This window comes from Pseudomonas sp. Marseille-P9899, from assembly GCF_903166565.1.
GTDB lineage: Bacteria > Pseudomonadota > Gammaproteobacteria > Pseudomonadales > Pseudomonadaceae > Aquipseudomonas > Aquipseudomonas huaxiensis.
Window position 1 is genome coordinate 207487 of sequence record NZ_CAESCG010000007.1, and the last position, 18104, is coordinate 225590.

Genomic DNA, 18104 nt, shown 5'->3' on the forward strand with positions numbered 1-18104 from the left:
TTGTATTTTCGGGCGACGGCGACCGGGTAGCCCGTGATAGCCACGGCTATTGGTCCGAAGAGAATGATGCGCGCGGGCTGATCATTTCAAGGGAGGGTTATTTCGGATTACATACCCTGAGCTATTTGTATATTTGTATTTGAAATTTTCTTACAGTAGAAATCTTCTTGCCTTGTAAGTGTTTTCTGATTTTTATTTTCCTAATCACCTCTGGCCCTAATGGGGCGGCTGCTCGATGTAATATTGGATTTTTCAGGAGAGAAGTCATGGGGCAGAGCGTTGACTTGGAAAGGCAGAAAATCGTTGTTTCGTCTTCAGTGCAGAAATATAAGATCGATGAGTTTCCTGGAGACTATGCGTGCTACATAGAGTCCGGCCATATGGACAATATATATTTGCAGTTCGCTAGCGGGACCGTTGTCGCGTTTGGGTTGGTTCTATTTCTTCATGGATTTTATCTTCGTATATGTGAGCCGATATTAAACGAGCTTGCGCCAGGCGCTGTCATAATTTCCGGGGCGTTGATGATGCTGATAGGTGGGGCATTGATATGGCTCTGGAACCCAAAGAGCGCAGCGCAATTTTTTTTGGAAAACTATTCTATCGTCGGGGAGGATGGAGAAGACTTATCTGGAAAGGTCTCTGTTGAGCATCTGGGGAAGGGCATGTTTCGATTGGAGAGGATGCACTCTGCTGAAAGAGCTTCCGTTGGTTAGCAGGGTAGAAATTACTAAATCTTGAAGAAGGTCTCATCCCATCGGAACTGTGTCGCGGGGTCTTTAGCCGCTCGGTGAGTTTGGAAAACGGCGGGCCTTTAGGTATTAGGATTTTTCTTAACTTTGCCGTACGAGAATTCCGAGTTTTCAAAAAGTGCTTTTTACGTTTCGCATATATATTGGTGCTTGTAGCGTCCTGTTCTTTTTTTTGGAGTCAATTTGTGGAAAAAGTTACCGATGAAAAAAACAAGATTTCGATAATGGTCCCTGGTGTCAATGAGGAATTCAAGGTTGAAGGTTTTGCAGAAGCCTATGAAGCGTTCATTCGTGAGAACCCGTTTCCCCAAGGCCAGTCGTACCCTTCCGGTGTACTTCTGGTTGTGATTGGAGGTGTTACGACAATGGTCGGGCTGCTGACTTTCATATTCGGCCCTGCTCGCTTCGCTACCGAGTCCAATTATATGTCTTTTGTAGGCGTTCTTCTGAGTATGGTTGGTGGGAGAGCTTGCAGTAATGAAATGAAAATTTCGCCAGAGAAGTTTCTCTGCAGTGAATATGAACTGGTTGGGGGCGAAGGTTGGGTGCCTGGCGGACATGAATCTATCAAGCACTTGGGAGATGGAAATTTTTCTGTCGTTCAGTAACCAGCGCTGTGCAGTAATATTTTTGGTGAGGTTTATCGGTTCGATGCTGGCGTGGAAATAAAGTTTTTATTTGTAGGATTTTTCAACGCTATCTGTATGCGGTTTCTGAATTTTCAAGGGCGTGCCTTGGTCCTGATAGAAAGCGTGCTCCTGCATGTAGTATCGGTTCTTTTGTTGGGGGGCGAAAGATGAAAAATGAGAGCTTGGAACAGACAAAGGTACAGGTTGAGATCCCTGATAATAACGAGGCGTTCATAGTTGACGGCTTTGCAGAGGCTTATGAAAAATTTCTCGGAGACAATCCATCCAAGAGACCCCAGCAAGATTCCAGTGGCGCGCTCCTGGGTGGTGTGGGGGGTGTTGTAATGCTGTTCGGGATCTCTAGCACACTGTTCGGCTTTGGTACCGCTACAGGCGCTAAAGTCGCAACGGGCATAGGCACTCTTATACTTTTCTTTGGTTTGAAATTACTCAACGACGCAAGGGGCGTTTCCCCTGAGCAGTTTCTGCTAGATGAATACGATCTGGTGGCGCAGGGTGGAGTGCCAATAGAAGGAGCGTTCTCTGTTAAGTACCAGGCTGATAGTACGTTTCTGGTTAAGTTCTAACTGAGCACTGGCATATGATTTTTCGAAAGAACAACACTCGATAAAAATTATTCGCTCCAGAGGCGGCCTTATTTTGCTAGTTCAAAAAGCGGGAGCTTTCCAGAATGGGTAAATTCTCGGTCCAGCTCCCTGCTGTCGATGGTGAGTTCCAGGTTGAAGGGTTCGATGAAAAATATGAAGAATTCCTTCGTGCCAACCCCTCCAGCAAGGCCCACCTCAACTTGATCGCGTTGCTGCTTATAATCGTTGGAGGCCTCGCAGCGATTAATGGGGTGTTGTCCTGGCTTATGGGGTACCGACTTATCGTATTCAAACTATCCAGCAGCCTCTTCTTTAGTCCATACGTTAGCGTCCAGGTAGTGTTTGTATTCCTTGTTGGCGCATCTATTTGTTTGATTGGCATGGCTCTGTTCAAGGAAGGGGCAGGTATCTCTGCGGAGCGGTTTCTGGCCGAAGAATATGAGTTGGTCGGCGAGGAAAGTGTGCTGCCTGATACCGCATACTCTCTTCAATATCTGGGTGAGAGCCACTTTCTTGTGAAGCGCCGCTTTAAAACGGGATAGGCGGATAACCCTTCAGCGGCAGCCAGTTTCGGTCATGCCCCCGCCTCCTGCTCAATCCGCAACGCCGTCCTCTGCAACGCCGGCAAATACCGCACAACCGCCTGCTCGATACTCATCGCCTTCGCCACATACACCAGATTCAGGCACCCCAGCAGTTGCTGCTTGCCGCGGATGGGTACGGCGATGGAGGCGATCTTTTCTTCCTGGTCCCAGGTCATGAAGTTTTCCCCGTAACCCCGGTGACGGGTTTTGCGCAGGAGGTTGTCCAGTGCGTCGGGATTGCGTGCCAGACGGCTGTCTTCGTCGTCGCGGCTGGCCAGCAACTCGATGATGCGCTCGCGTTCGGCATCCGGGCAGAAGGCGAGGTAGGCCAGGCCCGTGGCGGTGAGCAGGATGGGCAGGCGTCGGCCGACGATGGAGCGGTGAAACGACAGGCGGCTGAAGCGGTGGGTCGATTCACGCACCACCATGGCATCGACGTCCAGGGTACAGAGGTCGGTCGGCCACACCACCTCCTGCAGCAGCTCGGCCAGCAGTGGAGCGGCGAGGGCGGAGATCCATTGGTCGTCGCGGAAGCCTTCGCTCAGTTCGCGTACCTTCAGGCACAGGCGGAAGCTGTCGTCCGATTCGCTGCGACGTACGTAACCTTCTTCCTGCAAGGTCTCCAGCAGGCGTCGCACGGTGGTGCGGTGCAGGCCCGTCAGATCGGCCAGACGGGTCGGGCTGGCGCCACCGCCGAGGTGGTTGAGGGTGTTGAGCAGCAGCAGACCGCGGGTCAGTCCGCGAACGGTCTTGTAGTCGGATTCGCCTTCAGATGCCATGAATTCACCAGAAATTCTTTGTAAATCAGTGCTGTGCACTAGGTGCACGGCGCGGCGGTTTTTGATTGTAGGGCAAGAAATGGCGTTCTTATACTAGCGCCAACAAGAACGAACACCCTTACAAGGGAAACCACCATGCTGCCTGCCCGCGCCCCCTCTCTGCCCGACGCGCCGTCTTGACGCTCTGACGGCCCGGCCCTGCCACCTCTGAGCAAGGTCGCCCACCGAACCCTTTTGCAACCTTCACACCCACGAACTTTTCCAGGTTCGGGGGCTGGCCCCGGCTTGTCTGATGTTTGTGCAGCCGGCCGCCGTGACGCTGTCCGATACGGTGAAAAACAATGAAAACAACCCATACCTTTTCCTCGCAGACTGACCACAAGGCCCAAGTCGTGGTGCTGGGTGCCGGCCCGGTGGGCCTGGCGATCGCCAACTACCTCGGCCAGTCCGGCATTGACGTGCTGGTGGTGGAGAAACTCGACAAGCTGATCGACTACCCGCGCGCCATCGGCATCGATGATGAGTCGCTACGCACCGTGCAGGCCATCGGTCTGGTGGACCAGGTGCTGCCGCACACCACGCCGTGGCACGCCATGCGTTTCCTCACGCCCAAAGGGCGTTGCTTCGCCGATATTCAGCCGCTGACGGAGGAATTCGGCTGGTCGCGGCGCAATGCCTTTATCCAGCCGCAGGTGGATGCCGTGTTGCTTAACGGCCTGAAGCGCTTCGCTAATGTGCGCATCCTGTTCAGCCGTGACGTCACCGAGTTCACCCAGGATGACAGCGGTGTGAGCCTGCGTATGGAAGGTCCCGGCGCAGTCCAGGAAACCGTGCGCGGCGACTACCTTGTGGCTTGCGATGGCGGCAACAGCTACGTGCGTCGCACCCTCGGTATTTCGTTCGACGGCAAGACCGCGCCGAACCAGTGGATCGTCGTCGATATCGCCAACGATCCTCTGGGCACGCCGAACGTGTACCTGTGCTGTGACCCGGTGCGCCCCTACGTGTCCGCCGCATTGCCCCACGGCGTGCGCCGCTTCGAATTCATGGTGATGCCTGGTGAAACCGAGGCGGAACTGAGCAAGCCGGAAAACATGCGCCGCCTGCTGGCCAAGGTGCTGCCGGACCCGGACCGCATCGAACTTATCCGCAGCCGCGTCTACACCCACAACGCGCGTCTCGCCGGGCAGTTCCGCAGCAAGCGGGTCCTGCTTGCCGGCGATGCCGCGCACATCATGCCGGTCTGGCAGGGGCAGGGTTACAACAGCGGCATGCGCGATGCCAGCAACCTCGGCTGGAAACTGGCGATGGTGGTCAAGGGCCTGGCGGGTGAGGGGCTACTGGACACTTATGAACTGGAGCGCCGCGACCATGCCCGGGCGATGATCAATCTGTCGGTGCTGGCGGGCCACGTGCTGGCGCCGCCGAAGCGTTGGCAGGGCGCGTTACGCGACGGGATTTCCTGGCTGCTCAACTACCTGCCGCCGGTCAAACGCTACTTCCTGGAAATGCGCTTCAAGCCGATGCCGCAGTACAGCGCCGGCGCCCTGGTGGCCAGCACGCCGCAACTGGCGAACTCGCCGGTGGGCCGCATGTTCATCCAGCCCAAGGTGCAGACCGAAGATGGCCGCCAGGTGTTGCTGGACGACGTGATCGGCGACAACTTCGCGATCATCGCCTGGGGCACCAATCCGATCTGGGGCCTGAGTGCGGCGCAGGTGGCGTTCTGGCAACGCCTCGGCACCCGCTTCATTCAAGTGCTGCCGGCCGTGCAACTGGAGGCTGGACGCGAGGCCATCGACGGCGTGATCCGCGTCGGCGATTGCAGCGGAAGTTTGAAGGAGTGGTTTGGACGTTATCCCGCCTCCGTCGCCGTGGTGCGCCCGGACCGCTTCCTCGCGGCGCTGGCCATTCCACAGACGCTGGACAAGGCCTGCGATGCGCTGGCGCAGGCGGTTCATGCTACTGCGCCGCTGGTCAACCAGCCTGTCGCCAGCAAGGTGGCTTGAGATGGCCGCCCTGGTGCAATGCCTGTCGCACACGCCGCTGGTGGGGTTTGTCGATCCCGCGCAGGCAGTGCTGGATGAAGTGGACGCTGTGATCGCCAACGCCCGGGCCCAGGTCGAGGCCTTTGACCCGGAGCTGGTGTTCCTGTTCGCGCCGGACCACTACAACGGTTTTTTCTATGACGTCATGCCGTCGTTCTGCATCGGCATGTCGGCGCAGGCGATCGGCGATTTCGACACCGCAGCCGGTCCGCTGAACGTACCGAAAGACCTCGCCGAAGCCTGCGCCGATGCGGTGCTGGAGGCGGGCGTGGACGCTGCGGTGTCCTACTGCATGCAGGTCGATCACGGTTTCGCCCAGCCTTTGGAACTGCTGCTCGGCGGCATCGAGCGGTGCCCGGTGATCCCGGTGTTCATCAATTCGGTCGCGGTGCCGTTGCCGGGTTTCCAGCGCGCTCGCCTGTTCGGCGAGGCGATTGGCCGGTACGCCCGGACGCTGAACAAACGCGTGTTGTTCATCGGTTCCGGCGGCCTGTCGCACCAGCCGCCGGTGCCGGAGCTGGCGAAAGTCGACGCGCGCATGGCCGACCGCCTCATGGGCAGCGGCCGCAACCTGCCGGCCGATGAACGCGAAGCGCGCCAGCAGCGGGTCATTCAGGCCGCTCGGCGCTTCGTCGAGGACCAGCATTCGCTGCACCCGCTCAACCCGGTCTGGGACCAGCAGTTCCTCGACGCCCTCAGCGAATGCCGGCTGGCCGAGCTGGATGGCTTGAGCAACGCCGAACTGTCCGCCCTGGCCGGCAAGTCCACCCACGAAGTGAAGACCTGGGTCGCCGCGTTCGCCGCGCTGTCGGCGTTCGGTCCCTATGCGGCCAGCGACCGCTATTACCGGCCGATCCCGGAATGGATCGCCGGCTTCGGCGCCCTTGCGGCGCGCCCCGTATCCACCGCATCGAAGGAAGCCTGAACATGACTACCGCAACCGAAGCCTCCAGCAGCCGTCTGGTTCGAATCCAGGAAGGCGATCTCGATCTGCAACTGCATTACAACGACGTTGGCCAGGGTGATGAAACCGTGGTCATGCTGCATGGTTCCGGCCCTGGCGCCAGCGGCTGGGCCAACTTCAACCGCAACATCGAACCGCTGACCGCCGCCGGTTACCGGGTGATCCTGATGGACTGCCCGGGCTGGAGCAAAAGCGATCCGATCGTCTGCCGCGGCTCGCGCTCGGACCTCAACGCTCGCGCCCTCAAGGGCCTGCTCGATGCCCTCGATCTCGACCGCGTGCACATTCTCGGCAACTCCATGGGCGGCCACAGTGCCGTCGCCTTTGCCCTCGCCAACCCGCCGCGGGTCGGCAAGTTGGTGCTGATGGGCGGCGGGACCGGCGGCGCAAGTCCGTTCGTGCCGATGCCCACCGAGGGCATCAAGTTGCTGAACGGCCTGTACCGCGAACCGACCATCGACAACCTGAAGAAGATGATGAATGTCTTCGTCTTCGATGCCAGCAGCCTCACCGAAGAACTGTTCCAGACCCGCCTCGACAACATGCTGGCGCGCCGCGACCACCTGGAAAACTTCGTCGCCAGCCTGGCCGCCAATCCGAAGCAGTTCCCCGACTTCGGCCCACGGCTGCACGAAATCAGCGCCCAGACCCTAGTGATCTGGGGCCGCGAAGACCGCTTCGTGCCCATGGACGCCGGCCTGCGTCTGCTCGCGGGTCTGCCCAACGCGCAACTGCATGTGTTCAACCGTTGCGGCCACTGGGCGCAGTGGGAACACGCCGACGCTTTCAACCGCATGGTCCTGGATTTCCTCAGCCACTGACCTGGAGTCGAGCATGACAATTTCCCAACAGACCCTGGACCAACTGGCCGCCGAACTGCGCCAAGCCGAAGCCAGCGGTGAAGCCATCGCCCCGTTGCGCGAGCGCATCGGCGAAGACAACGGCGACGCGGCCTACGCCATCCAGCGCCTGAACATCGCCCATGCGGTGGCCGGCGGGCGCCGGGTGGTGGGGCGCAAGATCGGCCTGACCAATCCCAAGGTGCAGGCCCAACTGGGGGTCGACCAGCCCGACTTCGGCACGCTGTTCGCCGACATGTGCTACGGCGACAACGAAACCGTGCCGTTTGGCCGTGTGCAGCAAGCAAAGATCGAGGCGGAAATCGCCCTGGTCCTCAAGCGCGATCTACCGGCCGTGGACACCACTTTTGCCGAGGTCCTCGCGGCGACCGGTTGGGTGATGCCGGCGCTGGAGATCGTCGGCAGCCGGGTGGCGGGCTGGAATATCCGCTTCGTCGACACCGTCGCCGACAACGCCTCCAGCGGCTGCTTCGTGCTCGGCGGGCCGGTGCGGCGCATTGATGGCCTGGACCTGCGCAACGCGGCCATGCGCATGACCCGCAACGGCGAACAAGTCTCCAGTGGCAGCGGCGCCCAGTGCCTGGGCCATCCGCTCAACGCTGCGGTGTGGCTGGCGCGGACCATGGCCCGGTTGGGCGAACCGTTGCGTGCTGGCGACGTGATCCTCACCGGCGCCCTCGGGCCGATGGTTGCGGTCGCCGCCGGTGATCGCTTCGAAGCCGAGATCGACGGTATTGGCCAAGTGGCCGTGGAATTCACGGTCGAGTGATTGCGACCTGCGTGCACAAGAGATGAACACAATGAAAAAACTCAAAGTCGCCATCATCGGCTCCGGCAACATCGGCACCGATTTGATGATCAAGATCCTGCGTAACGCGCAGCACCTGGAAATGTCGGTGATGGTCGGCATCGACCCGAACTCCGATGGACTGGCGCGAGCCGCTCGCATGGGCGTGGCCACGACCCACGAAGGCGTGCAAGGCCTGACCCGTATGGCGGAGTTCCAGCACATCGATTTCGTCTTCGATGCCACCAGCGCCGGCGCCCACGTCAAGAACGACGCCTTCCTGCGCTCGATCAAACCCGGCATCCGCCTGATTGACCTGACGCCAGCCGCCATCGGTCCGTACTGCGTGCCGGTAGTGAACCTGGAGCAGAACCTCGCTCAGCTCAACGTCAACATGGTCACTTGTGGCGGCCAGGCGACGATCCCGATGGTTGCGGCGGTGTCCCGTGTCGCCAAGGTTCTCTACGCCGAAATCGTCGCCTCGATCGCCAGCAAATCCGCCGGCCCCGGCACCCGCGCCAATATCGACGAGTTCACCGAAACCACCTCCCGTGCCATCGAAGTGATCGGTGGTGCGGCCAAGGGTAAAGCGATCATCGTGATGAATCCGGCCGAGCCGCCGTTGATCATGCGTGACACGGTGTTCGTCCTTTCCGAGGCGGTCGATCAGGCGAAGGTCGAGGCTTCGATCATCGAAATGGCCCAGGCTGTCCAGGCCTATGTGCCCGGCTACCGACTCAAGCAGAAGGTCCAGTTCGAAGCAGTCAGCGACCTGAGAATTCCCGGTCTTGGCGTGTTCTCCGGCCTGAAGACCTCGGTGTTCCTCGAAGTCGAAGGCGCCGCCCATTACCTCCCGGCCTACGCCGGCAACCTCGACATCATGACGTCCGCCGCCATGGCCACCGCCGAGCGCATGGCCCTGTCGATGATCAACGGCTGAGGAACGACCATGCAAAAGATCTACATCTCCGACGTCACCCTGCGCGACGGCAGCCATGCAGTGCGCCATCAGTACACCCTCGATAACGCTCGGGATATCGCCCGGGCGCTGGACAAGGCCAAGGTCGACTCCATCGAGGTTGCCCACGGCGATGGCCTGCAAGGGTCCAGCTTCAACTATGGCTTTGGCCGGCACACTGATCTTGAGTACATCGAGGCAGTGGCGGACGTGGTCAGCCACGCCAAGATCGCCACGCTGCTGTTGCCGGGCATCGGCACGGTTCATGACTTGAAAGCTGCTTATGACGCCGGCGCCCGTGTGGTCCGCGTCGCCACTCATTGCACCGAAGCGGACGTATCGAAACAGCACATCGAATACGCCCGCGAGCTGGGCATGGACACCGTCGGCTTCCTGATGATGAGCCACATGGTCCCGGCCGAGCAGTTGGCGGCGCAGGGCAAGTTGATGGAGAGCTACGGAGCGCAGTGCATCTACATGGCTGATTCGGGTGGCGCGATGAACATGCAGGACATCCGCGACCGGATGCGGGCGTTCAAGGCGGTGCTGAACCCGGAAACCCAGACCGGCATGCATGCACATCACAACCTGAGTCTTGGCGTTGCCAACTCGATTGCGGCGGTGGAAGAGGGCTGTGATCGGATCGACGCCAGCCTTGCGGGCATGGGGGCGGGCGCGGGTAATGCGCCGCTTGAGGTGTTTATCGCGGCTGCCGAGCGGCTGGGCTGGAACCATGGCACTGATCTCTACACCTTGATGGATGCGGCGGATGACATCGTGCGTCCGTTGCAGGACCGGCCGGTGCGCGTGGACCGCGAGTCGCTGGCGCTGGGGTATGCGGGGGTTTATTCGAGCTTCCTGCGTCATGCGGAAATCGCGGCGGCGCGGTATGGGTTGAAGACCGTGGACATTCTGGTGGAGCTGGGCAAGCGGCGGATGGTGGGAGGGCAGGAGGACATGATTGTGGATGTGGCGCTGGATCTTCTTCGTAGCCGTTAGGGCCTCATCGCTGCAGGCCAAAAACAAAGACCTCTACAACAATAAATCGAGGTACATCCCATGACCGGGATAACCGCAACAAACCGCGTGCAACTCGCCACCACCATCGCCCTGTGCTTCCTGGTGGCACTGATGGAAGGCCTCGACCTGCAGGCCGCCGGCATCGCCGCCCAAGGCATGGCCGCGGCCTTCGGGCTGGACAAGATGAAAATGGGTTGGGTATTCAGCGCCGGGATTCTCGGCCTGTTGCCCGGCGCTTTCGTCGGCGGCTGGCTGGCCGACCGGATTGGTCGCAAGCGGGTGTTGATGGCCGCCGTGGCGCTGTTCGGCCTGTTCTCGCTGGTCACCGCCGTGGCCTGGGATTTCCATAGCCTGGTGGCCGCTCGCTGCCTGACGGGCATCGGCCTCGGTGCAGCACTGCCCAACCTCATCGCACTCACGTCCGAAGCCGCCGGCCCACGCCTGCGCGGCACGGCGGTGAGCATGATGTATTGCGGCGTGCCGCTGGGCGCGGCACTGGCTGCGGTCATCGGCATCATCGGTTTTTCCGGCGGCTGGAAAGTGGTGTTCTATGTCGGCGGCCTGGTGCCGCTGCTGATCGTGCCGCTGCTCGGACGCTACCTGCCGGAGTCGGCGCAGTTCCAGGCCCGGCAGTCCGAGACGGTCAGTGCCGAGGAGCATGGCGTCTGGCACGGCCTGTTTCGCAACGGCGCGGCGCCGGCCACATTGCTGTTGTGGCTGAGCTATTTCTTCACCCTCATGGTGGTCTACATCCTGGTCAACTGGCTGCCGAGCCTGCTGGTCGCCCAAGGCTTCGATTCGCGTCAGGCCAGTTGGGTGATGCTGGCGCTGCAACTGGGCGCGGCGGTGGGCACCCTGGCGCTGGGTGCGCTGATGGACCGTCTGCCGGCCTGGGCCATGGCGGTGCTGATTTATGTCGGCATCCTCTGTTCGCTGGCGGCGCTGGGTCTGGCCAATACTTTGCCCGGCATGCTGATGGCCGGCTTCGTCGCCGGGCTGTTCGCCACGGGTGGGCAAGGCGTGCTCTATGCCTTTACGCCGCTGTTCTATCCGACCCGCATGCGCGCCACTGGCGTGGGTTCTGCGGTCGCGGTGGGGCGGCTCGGCGCCATGAGCGGTCCGCTGATCGCCGGCAAGATGCTGGCGCTGGGCACCGGCACGGCGGGGGTGATGTTGGCCTCGGCGCCGGGCATCGTGCTCGCCGCGGCAGCGATGTTCTGCCTGTCGCAACGCAGCCGACAGGCCGACTGATTACCTCACTCCATTTCTCGCGCCAGGTCGCTGGCGCGGGTTCGCTTACAACAACAATAAAGTGAATGACCATGCCTGCATTTCTGCTCCGGGCGTTCGGCCTGTGGTTGCCGTTCGTCCTGATTTCCAACGCCTGCGCCGCCGGTTTCGTCGAGGACAGCAAAGCCAGCCTGACCGCCCGCAACTACTACTTCGACCGCGACTACAAAGGCACGTCGGCCCAGTCCGCCGCGCGCGAGTGGGCCCAGGGTTTTATCGTCCGCTTCAACTCGGGGTTCACCGAAGGCCCGGTGGGCTTCGGGCTCAATGCCCAGGGCATGCTGGGGATCAAGCTGGATTCCTCGCCTGACCGCACCGGCACCGGTTTGCTGCCCTACGACCCGGTGACCCGCGAGCCCGACGACAACTATGCGGAGCTCGGCCTCACCGCCAAGATGAAAGTCTCGAAGACCGAGTTGCAGGCCGGCACCATCAGCACCCTGTTGCCGGTGATGTTCGCCAGCCCCAGTCGCCTGCTGCCGCAGACCTTGCGCGGCACCTATCTGCGCTCCGAGGACATCGACGGCTTCACCCTGCACGCCGGCTGGCTCGACCGGATGAACCAGCGGGATTCCAGCAACTATCAGAAATTCACCGTCGCCGCGCCCAATGGCCGCTTCAATGGCAAGGCCGAGTCGGACCAGTTCCTGTTTCTCGGCGCGGATTGGCGCTGGTCTGATGCGCTGACCCTGAAGTACTACCACGCAGCCTTGCAGGATCTGTATCGCAAGGACTTCGTCGGCTTCGAGCACGTGACGCCGGTGGGCGCCGGCAAGCTGAAGAGTGATGTGCGTTATTTCATGGCTGGCGAGGACGGTGCAGCCAAGGCGGGGCGTGTGGATAACCGCAATCTGGCGGCGATGTTCAGCTATGCGCTGGGCGCCCACACCTTCGGTGCCGGCTACATGCACCTCAGTGGCGACAGCGCCATGCCTTATGTGGCGGGCACCGAGCCGCTGGTGATTACCGAGGGCTCGCTGAGTTCGGAGTTCATCAACGCGGATGAGCGCAGTTGGCAGGTGAAGTACGACTATGACTTCGTCGGAGTAGGCGTGCCGGGCCTGAAAGGCATGCTGCGCTACATCGATGGCAGCAACATCAGCCTGCCTACGGCGCTGGGCGGCGATGACCGGCACGAGCGGGAGACTGATGTCGAAGTCTCCTACGTGCTGCAGTCCGGAACCTTCAAGGGTGTGGGATTGCGGGTGCGACATGCCTGGTACCGCAATGACTTCGCCCCGGCGGCGACCTTCAGGGATGGCAATGAACTGCGGGTGAATGTGGATTACACGATTGCGCTGTGGTGAAGGGCTTCTGGCTGAGCGCGACGGTTCGGTGTGCCGAGCCGTCGCGCACGTCTGGGAATCAGGCCCGCTCGCCGCACAGATCCAGCTCGAACCAATGCCGCGCCGTGGCCAGGTCCAGCCCGGCGCCGAGCAGGGCGAACAGTTTGCCCAAGGCCGCCTCGCGGGTCATGCCACCGGCTGAAACCAGCCCGGTATCCCGCAGCCGGCTGCCGGCGGCGTAGGTGTCGAACACCACGCTGCCTTCCGCGCACTGGCTGATTGCCGCGACCAGCACGCCGCGTTCGCCGGCTTTGCGCAGGACATCGAGCAACGCCTCGTCATCCGACGGACCGGTGCCGCTGCCGTAGCACTCCAGCAGCAACCCCTTCACGCCGGTGTTCAGCAGCGCCTCGACGTGCGCTGCCTGCAGGCCCGGGTACACCGGCGCCACCGCGAGGTTCACGGCGACGCGCGGCTGGCAGTAGCTCAGCACCGCGGGCACTTCCGCGGCGCGCTCGCCTTCGCGATGACGCGGCAGGGCGGCGAACGCCTCGAAGGCTTCGCTGCGTAATTTGCTGGCGTGCACGCCGGGCATCAGCTTGCCGGCGAAGAACAATTGCACGCCGCTCTCCACGCCCGCAGCGAACAGCGCCAGGGCACCGCCGAGGTTGTTCCAGGCATCGCTGTCCGGTGCGCCGGCCGGCAGCATCGAGCCGGTCAGCACCACCGGCACCTCCAGCCCGAGCAGCAGGAACGACAGCGCGGCGGCGCTGTAGGCCAGGGTGTCGGTGCCGTGCAGCAGCAGGACGCCATCGTGGCCATCCTGTTTCACCGCCTCGACGATGGCATCGCGCATCGCCAGCCAGTTCGCTTGCTGCATGTTGGCGCTGTCGAGCAGCGGCGCCATTTCGCGCAGTGTCCAGTGTGGGCACGGCGTCTCGGGATGCTGTTCAAGCCAGGCACGCATGCGCGCGTCGAAGCCACCCGCCGGTGCCAGGCCCTGAGGGGTTTCCAGCATGCCGATGGTGCCGCCGGTGTAGAGGACGAGGAGGTTCTTTACTGCGCGCATAAGCGTATTCCGGAGCATGAAAAGAAAAATCTGGGCAAAAAAAAGCCGCCCGCGAAGGGGCGGCTCTCTTGTGGAGCGACAGCCAGGAGGACTTAGCGCTGGGTTTGCGCGTCGCCTACTGCGGCGGCAGGATCAGCTTCGGCTTTAGCGCCGGCAGGCCAGGCGGCACGGTCCAGGTCCAGGTCAGCGAACTTCGCCGAGTCGAACACCGGTTGCTTGATGCCGGCCTTGCGCTGCTCGTCGTAGTCGCGCATTACCCGCAGACCGATCTTGAACAGCAGGGTCAGGGCGATCAGGTTGACGAAGGCCAGGCAGGTCATGGTGATGTCGGCGAAGGCGAACACGGTGGACAGGTTCTGTACCGAGCCCCAGACGATCAGCGCCAGGACCAGACCACGGTAGGCCATCAGCACTACGCGGTTGCGGGTCAGGAACTGCAGGCTGGTTTCGCCCAGGTAGTAGTTGTAGAGGATGCAGGTGAAGACGAACAGCGACAGCGCGACGCTGACGAACAGACGACCCCAGTCACCGACTACCGCCGCCAGGGAGTTCTGGGTCAGGACGATGCCATCACCTTCGAAGCCCGGGGTGTAGAAGCCCGACAGCAGGATCAGCAGCGCGGTGCAGGTGCAGATGACGAAGGTGTCGAGGAACACGCTGAACGCCTGGACCACGCCTTGGGCGCCAGGGTGTTTCACGGCGGCGACGGCGGCGACGTTTGGCGCACTGCCCAGGCCGGCTTCGTTGGCGAACACGCCACGCTTCACGCCCATGACGATGGCGCTGCCGAGCAGGCCGGCAAAGGCTGGATCAAGGCCGAAGGCGCTTTTGAAGATGGTTTCCAGCATCGCCGGAACGTGGTCGATCTGGCTGCCGATCACGTACAGGGTGACGCCGATGTAGGCCAGGGTCTTCACCGGAACCAGCAGGTCGGACACCGCAGCGATACGCTTGATGCCGCCGAGGAACACGATGGCCAGCAGCACGGCGAGGGCGATGCCGGTGTGGCTTGGATCGAAGCCGAAGGCGTTCTGCAGCGAGTGGGTGACGGTGTAGGACTGCAGGCCGTTGAAGGCGAAGCCGTAGGTCACCAGCAGCAGGATCGAGAACACCACAGCCATGCTTTTCAGCTTCAGGCCGTGCTGGATGTAGTACGCCGGGCCGCCGCGGTACAGGCCATCGCCATCGGCGCGCTTGTAGACCTGGGCCAGGGTGCATTCGAAGAAGCTGCTGGACATGCCGACCAGTGCGGTGACCCACATCCAGAACACGGCGCCAGGGCCGCCCAGGGTAACGGCGATACCGACACCGGCGATGTTACCGGCACCGACACGACCGGCCAGGCTCAGCATCAGCGCCTGGAACGAGCTCAGTTGGCCAGCCTGGCCGTGCAACGATTCCTTGAACACACTGAACATGTGGCCGAAATGACGGAATTGGACGAAACGGGAGCGGAGGGTGAAATAGCTGCCCAGTCCGACAATAAGCACGATGAGGAGTTTCCCCGAGAGGAAATCGTTGAGCGCTTCGAGCATGGAGGTGACCTCGGATTCTTATTCTTTGCATGAAAGACAGATAGGCCGGCGTCGACGCGCTGGTCCATGGGGCGCATGTTTGGCTATGACACTGGCGGTTACAATTTCGCCAGTTGCTCTCAGTTGATGCGACTTGATGCTAAACTCGCGCCCATCGCATCAACCCGGACTTCCCCATGAGTGAACACCTTGGCCCCAACCTCAAATTGGCGTGCAGCCACTACCGCTCTATTTCCGAGGTTTGCCGGCAGCTCTCGATCAACCGGGCGCAATTCAACAAGTACCTGAGCGGCCAGAGCCAGCCGACGGCCTACAACCTCAAGCGCATCGGCGATTTTTTCGGTGTCGAGGATTACGAGCTGTGCCTGCCGCCGGAGCAGTTTGCCCGCCTGATTGGTGCGCGCAGCAGCAACCTCAACGTGCCGACCAAAAGCGACCCGCTGCTGGAGCTGTTGCGTCCGTTGCGCGAGCACAGTGGCAACCTGGCGCGCTACTGCGGTTACTACTTCGAGTACTCCAACTGCATGTCGGTGCCGGGCAATGTCCTGCTGTCGCTGGTGCATTTGCGCGAGGAGAACGGCAATTTCCTGTTTGAACGCCAGGAGCGCCAGGAGCGTTCCAGCAGCACCGATGTGCAGGCCGAGGACTGGGTACGTTGCCGTTACCTGGGCGCCGCGTTCCAGTTGCAGGACCGGCTGTTTTTGATGGATTACGAATCGCTGACCGTCAACGAGATGAGCCAGACCATCCTGATTCCCAGCTTCAAGAGCCGCATCACCCGCCTCAACGGCCTCAAGACCGGTGTTTCCAGCGGCGACCGGCGTACCCCGGCCTGCACCCGGGTGGTGTGGGAATACCTGGGCCCGGAGATCAACCGCATCAACGCCTATCGCCAGGTGAAGCTGTATCGCCCGGACGATCCGCGCATCGACGACGATGTGCGTGAACGCCTGACCGCCGGGCCGATCAGCAACGGCCTGTTCGAGATCGAATAAGCCTCACGGCCACTGCTGCGCGACCCACTCCACCAGCGGGTTGCCGGCATCGAGGAACAGCTTCACCGCCATCACACAGCAGACGAAGACCACCAGTGGGCGGATCAATCGCGGCCCGAAGTACACCGCGCAGCGTGCCCCGAGTTGCGCGCCGAACATGGCGCAGACCGCCATGGCCAAGGCCAGCGGCCAGAGAATGGTGCCGGTCGAGGCGAACACCGACAGGGCGCCGAGGTTGCACGCGGCGTTCAGCAGTTTGCTGTTGCCCACCGCGCGCAGCATGCCCTGGCCGAGCAGCAGCATGAACGCGAGCATGAAGAACGAGCCGACCCCGGGGCCGAACACGCCGTCATAGAAACCGATCAGCGGGGCGATCAGCAGGCAGAACAGGCTGATGGAGATGCGCGGTGTGCGCATCTGCTGATCGTCCAGCCGAGGGCTGAAGGCGAACCAGGCGGCGACCACCACCAGCAGCACCGGCACGCAGGCTTGCAGCAGGTCTTTCGGCACCAGGCTGACCGACAGCGCGCCCAATGCGCCGCCGGCAAATGCCATCAGCGCCATCGGCCAGCCGCTGCGCCAGTCGAGCATACCGCGGCGGGAGAAGGCGACAGTGGCCGAGACGGTGGCACTGGCGGCCTGGAACTTGTTGGTGGCCAGCGCCGCCAGCGGGTCGATGCCGACGAGAAACAGCATGGGCAGGGTAATCAGCCCGCCGCCACCGGCGATGGCATCGAAGAACCCGGCCAGCAGGGCGAGGCCGGAGAGGGCGAGCAATAGCGTCAGATCGACTTCGAGCATGAGCGAGGAACTCCAGACCATTCAGCCGCGAACCAGCAGCGGATCGTCCTTGATGACCAGGGGGCGGGCGAAACGTGAATAGCCGAACAGCCGCACCAGCAGGCGGCGGTTGTCTTGCAGCAACTCGCGGCCATGCAGGGCGCGGCTGTTGTTGACCAGCAAGACGCTGTCCGGCTGCAGCACGAACTCCAGCGGTGGGGTCTGCGCCAGGCGTGCCTTGAAGGCATCGAACGCCCGGGCGGCGGCGTCACTGGCCTGCTCGTTGACGGAAAAACGGTAAGCGTTGTAACGCACGCTGAAACCGCCCTGTTCATCGAACTGGACGATGGAGGTGGCGTGGCCGGCATCGCCGTGGCCGTCGACGAAGCATTCGCTGCGGGTGAAATCAAAGGAGTTGGAGGCCAGGGCCAACACTTCCAGGCTGCCCAGCCCTTCGATGACGCTGCGCAGCGGAACAATCTGGGTGTACTCGTTCGCCGGGTTCCAGCGGGCACTCAGGATCAGCGCGGAAGGGGCGGGCGAATGGCCGTCGCGCGCCACGACCGAGCAATGGTACGGCGCCTCGGTGTGCGGCCCGAGGCGCAGGCCGGCGTGGGAACTGAGCTCCACGGCCTCGTAGGGGTCTTCATCGGGGCGCGGTTGCTGGCCACCGCCCTTGAAGTTGCCGACCAGCCGCACGTGTTTGCCGTCGTTGTCGATATCGAAGGCGAAGGCCCGGTAGTGGACCAGCTCCAGCAGCACCTGATTGCGCGAGGCGAGGTAAAGACACGGGTGGTCCCGTTCCAGGGCTGCGAGCGCGGGCAACTGCTCGGGCAGTTCATCGTTGCGCGGTGGCAGCAAGCGGGAAAACAGCAGTACTGACAACCGGCCATCGGCGAACAGGTTGATGATGGCCTGTTGCAGCGGGCTCAGGCTCGTCTCCAGCAACCGCGCCCAGAGGCGGGCCTTGAGTGCGGCGCCGAGTACCTGCGGACCGCCGTGGTTGGCGAGGTCCTGGCTGGCTTTGTGCAACTGGTCGAGCTGGTCGTCATCGAAGTAGAGGGTGGCGACTTCGGAGTCCTGCATGGAGAACCTTCCTTAGCGATCTGGCGGGGTTTAGGGCATTCCACGCCCCGAATGGCTCCTGACGGCAGGACAGG

Annotated in this window: 18 protein-coding genes; 13 read left to right on the top strand and 5 right to left on the bottom strand. The window is 61.9% G+C overall.

The features are described 5' to 3' along the window. Positions 1-266: 266 nt before the first annotated feature. The 4 genes from HWV67_RS27260 (at position 267) to HWV67_RS27275 (ending at position 2531) form a co-directional block, all read left to right on the top strand. The gene (locus tag HWV67_RS27260) at positions 267-716 is read left to right on the top strand and encodes a hypothetical protein (protein ID WP_175653481.1); all 450 of its coding nucleotides are present in this window, start codon (positions 267-269) and stop codon (positions 714-716) included. A 221-nt stretch (positions 717-937) separates the two neighbouring features. After that, on the top strand, positions 938-1360 hold the full coding sequence (locus HWV67_RS27265) for a hypothetical protein (protein ID WP_175653482.1): 423 nt from the start codon (positions 938-940) through the stop codon (positions 1358-1360). Positions 1361-1548: 188 nt separating this feature from the next. Beyond that, positions 1549-1968 carry a hypothetical protein gene (locus HWV67_RS27270; RefSeq protein ID WP_175653483.1) on the top strand — a complete coding sequence of 140 codons (420 nt, stop codon included), beginning with the start codon at positions 1549-1551 and terminating at the stop codon, positions 1966-1968. A gap of 104 nt (positions 1969-2072) precedes the next feature. Next, complete coding sequence (locus tag HWV67_RS27275) at positions 2073-2531, top strand: hypothetical protein (RefSeq protein ID WP_175653484.1); 459 nt, start codon at positions 2073-2075, stop codon at positions 2529-2531. A 32-nt stretch (positions 2532-2563) separates the two neighbouring features. Here the strand turns inward: HWV67_RS27275 and HWV67_RS27280 are convergent, their stop codons facing one another. Then, positions 2564-3352, bottom strand: coding sequence for a DNA-binding transcriptional regulator (locus HWV67_RS27280; protein ID WP_175653485.1), 789 nt, complete (start codon positions 3350-3352; stop codon positions 2564-2566). A 341-nt stretch (positions 3353-3693) separates the two neighbouring features. On the opposite strand from HWV67_RS27280, the gene HWV67_RS27285 reads away from it, so the two are divergent. The 8 genes from HWV67_RS27285 to HWV67_RS27320 all read left to right on the top strand — a co-directional run bounded on the left by HWV67_RS27285 (position 3694) and on the right by HWV67_RS27320 (position 12586). Next, the gene (locus HWV67_RS27285; protein WP_175653486.1) at positions 3694-5361 is read left to right on the top strand and encodes a bifunctional 3-(3-hydroxy-phenyl)propionate/3-hydroxycinnamic acid hydroxylase; all 1668 of its coding nucleotides are present in this window, start codon (positions 3694-3696) and stop codon (positions 5359-5361) included. 1 nt (position 5362) lies between these two features. Then, entirely contained in the window at positions 5363-6325 is a 963-nt protein-coding gene (gene mhpB, locus HWV67_RS27290) for a 3-carboxyethylcatechol 2,3-dioxygenase (protein ID WP_175653487.1), read from the top strand. A gap of 2 nt (positions 6326-6327) precedes the next feature. Continuing rightward, on the top strand, positions 6328-7185 hold the full coding sequence (locus HWV67_RS27295) for an alpha/beta fold hydrolase (RefSeq protein ID WP_175653488.1): 858 nt from the start codon (positions 6328-6330) through the stop codon (positions 7183-7185). 13 nt (positions 7186-7198) lie between these two features. Next, complete coding sequence (gene mhpD, locus HWV67_RS27300) at positions 7199-7993, top strand: 2-keto-4-pentenoate hydratase (RefSeq protein ID WP_175653489.1); 795 nt, start codon at positions 7199-7201, stop codon at positions 7991-7993. Between the two features lie 31 nt (positions 7994-8024). Further along, positions 8025-8951: an acetaldehyde dehydrogenase (acetylating) gene (locus HWV67_RS27305; protein ID WP_175653490.1), complete on the top strand. Its 927-nt coding sequence runs from the start codon at positions 8025-8027 to the stop codon at positions 8949-8951. A 9-nt stretch (positions 8952-8960) separates the two neighbouring features. Continuing rightward, entirely contained in the window at positions 8961-9968 is a 1008-nt protein-coding gene (gene dmpG / locus HWV67_RS27310; protein WP_175653491.1) for a 4-hydroxy-2-oxovalerate aldolase, read from the top strand. 60 nt (positions 9969-10028) lie between these two features. Next, positions 10029-11240, top strand: coding sequence for a 3-(3-hydroxy-phenyl)propionate transporter MhpT (gene mhpT, locus HWV67_RS27315; protein WP_175653492.1), 1212 nt, complete (start codon positions 10029-10031; stop codon positions 11238-11240). Between the two features lie 71 nt (positions 11241-11311). After that, a complete protein-coding gene (locus HWV67_RS27320) occupies positions 11312-12586 on the top strand; it encodes an OprD family porin (RefSeq protein ID WP_175653493.1) in 1275 nt (424 codons plus the stop codon). 58 nt (positions 12587-12644) lie between these two features. Here HWV67_RS27320 and HWV67_RS27325 read toward each other — a convergent pair whose 3' ends face one another. Both HWV67_RS27325 and HWV67_RS27330 read right to left on the bottom strand, forming a co-directional pair. Then, positions 12645-13634, bottom strand: a complete 990-nt coding sequence (locus HWV67_RS27325) for an asparaginase (RefSeq protein WP_175653494.1) — start codon at positions 13632-13634, stop codon at positions 12645-12647. Between the two features lie 92 nt (positions 13635-13726). Beyond that, the gene (locus tag HWV67_RS27330) at positions 13727-15169 is read right to left on the bottom strand and encodes an alanine/glycine:cation symporter family protein (protein ID WP_175653495.1); all 1443 of its coding nucleotides are present in this window, start codon (positions 15167-15169) and stop codon (positions 13727-13729) included. 176 nt (positions 15170-15345) lie between these two features. On the opposite strand from HWV67_RS27330, the gene HWV67_RS27335 reads away from it, so the two are divergent. Further along, positions 15346-16164, top strand: coding sequence for a helix-turn-helix domain-containing protein (locus HWV67_RS27335; RefSeq protein WP_175653496.1), 819 nt, complete (start codon positions 15346-15348; stop codon positions 16162-16164). Between the two features lie 3 nt (positions 16165-16167). Here HWV67_RS27335 and HWV67_RS27340 read toward each other — a convergent pair whose 3' ends face one another. Further along, the gene (locus HWV67_RS27340) at positions 16168-16965 is read right to left on the bottom strand and encodes a TSUP family transporter (RefSeq protein ID WP_175653497.1); all 798 of its coding nucleotides are present in this window, start codon (positions 16963-16965) and stop codon (positions 16168-16170) included. 21 nt (positions 16966-16986) lie between these two features. After that, the gene (locus HWV67_RS27345) at positions 16987-18030 is read right to left on the bottom strand and encodes a TauD/TfdA family dioxygenase (protein WP_175653498.1); all 1044 of its coding nucleotides are present in this window, start codon (positions 18028-18030) and stop codon (positions 16987-16989) included. Positions 18031-18104: the final 74 nt, after the last annotated feature.

Excerpts from the sequence above, each read along its gene's own strand:
- HWV67_RS27260 (WP_175653481.1), top strand. The coding sequence starts at position 267 with ATGGGGCAGAGCGTTGACTTGGAAAGGCAGAAAATCGTTGTTTCGTCT.
- HWV67_RS27270 (WP_175653483.1), top strand. The coding sequence starts at position 1,549 with ATGAAAAATGAGAGCTTGGAACAGACAAAGGTACAGGTTGAGATCCCT.
- HWV67_RS27275 (WP_175653484.1), top strand. The coding sequence starts at position 2,073 with ATGGGTAAATTCTCGGTCCAGCTCCCTGCTGTCGATGGTGAGTTCCAG.
- HWV67_RS27280 (WP_175653485.1), bottom strand. The coding sequence starts at position 3,352 with ATGGCATCTGAAGGCGAATCCGACTACAAGACCGTTCGCGGACTGACC.
- HWV67_RS27285 (WP_175653486.1), top strand. The coding sequence starts at position 3,694 with ATGAAAACAACCCATACCTTTTCCTCGCAGACTGACCACAAGGCCCAA.
- mhpB (WP_175653487.1), top strand. The coding sequence starts at position 5,363 with ATGGCCGCCCTGGTGCAATGCCTGTCGCACACGCCGCTGGTGGGGTTT.
- HWV67_RS27295 (WP_175653488.1), top strand. The coding sequence starts at position 6,328 with ATGACTACCGCAACCGAAGCCTCCAGCAGCCGTCTGGTTCGAATCCAG.
- mhpD (WP_175653489.1), top strand. The coding sequence starts at position 7,199 with ATGACAATTTCCCAACAGACCCTGGACCAACTGGCCGCCGAACTGCGC.
- HWV67_RS27305 (WP_175653490.1), top strand. The coding sequence starts at position 8,025 with ATGAAAAAACTCAAAGTCGCCATCATCGGCTCCGGCAACATCGGCACC.
- dmpG (WP_175653491.1), top strand. The coding sequence starts at position 8,961 with ATGCAAAAGATCTACATCTCCGACGTCACCCTGCGCGACGGCAGCCAT.
- mhpT (WP_175653492.1), top strand. The coding sequence starts at position 10,029 with ATGACCGGGATAACCGCAACAAACCGCGTGCAACTCGCCACCACCATC.
- HWV67_RS27320 (WP_175653493.1), top strand. The coding sequence starts at position 11,312 with ATGCCTGCATTTCTGCTCCGGGCGTTCGGCCTGTGGTTGCCGTTCGTC.
- HWV67_RS27325 (WP_175653494.1), bottom strand. The coding sequence starts at position 13,634 with ATGCGCGCAGTAAAGAACCTCCTCGTCCTCTACACCGGCGGCACCATC.
- HWV67_RS27330 (WP_175653495.1), bottom strand. The coding sequence starts at position 15,169 with ATGCTCGAAGCGCTCAACGATTTCCTCTCGGGGAAACTCCTCATCGTG.
- HWV67_RS27335 (WP_175653496.1), top strand. The coding sequence starts at position 15,346 with ATGAGTGAACACCTTGGCCCCAACCTCAAATTGGCGTGCAGCCACTAC.
- HWV67_RS27340 (WP_175653497.1), bottom strand. The coding sequence starts at position 16,965 with ATGCTCGAAGTCGATCTGACGCTATTGCTCGCCCTCTCCGGCCTCGCC.
- HWV67_RS27345 (WP_175653498.1), bottom strand. The coding sequence starts at position 18,030 with ATGCAGGACTCCGAAGTCGCCACCCTCTACTTCGATGACGACCAGCTC.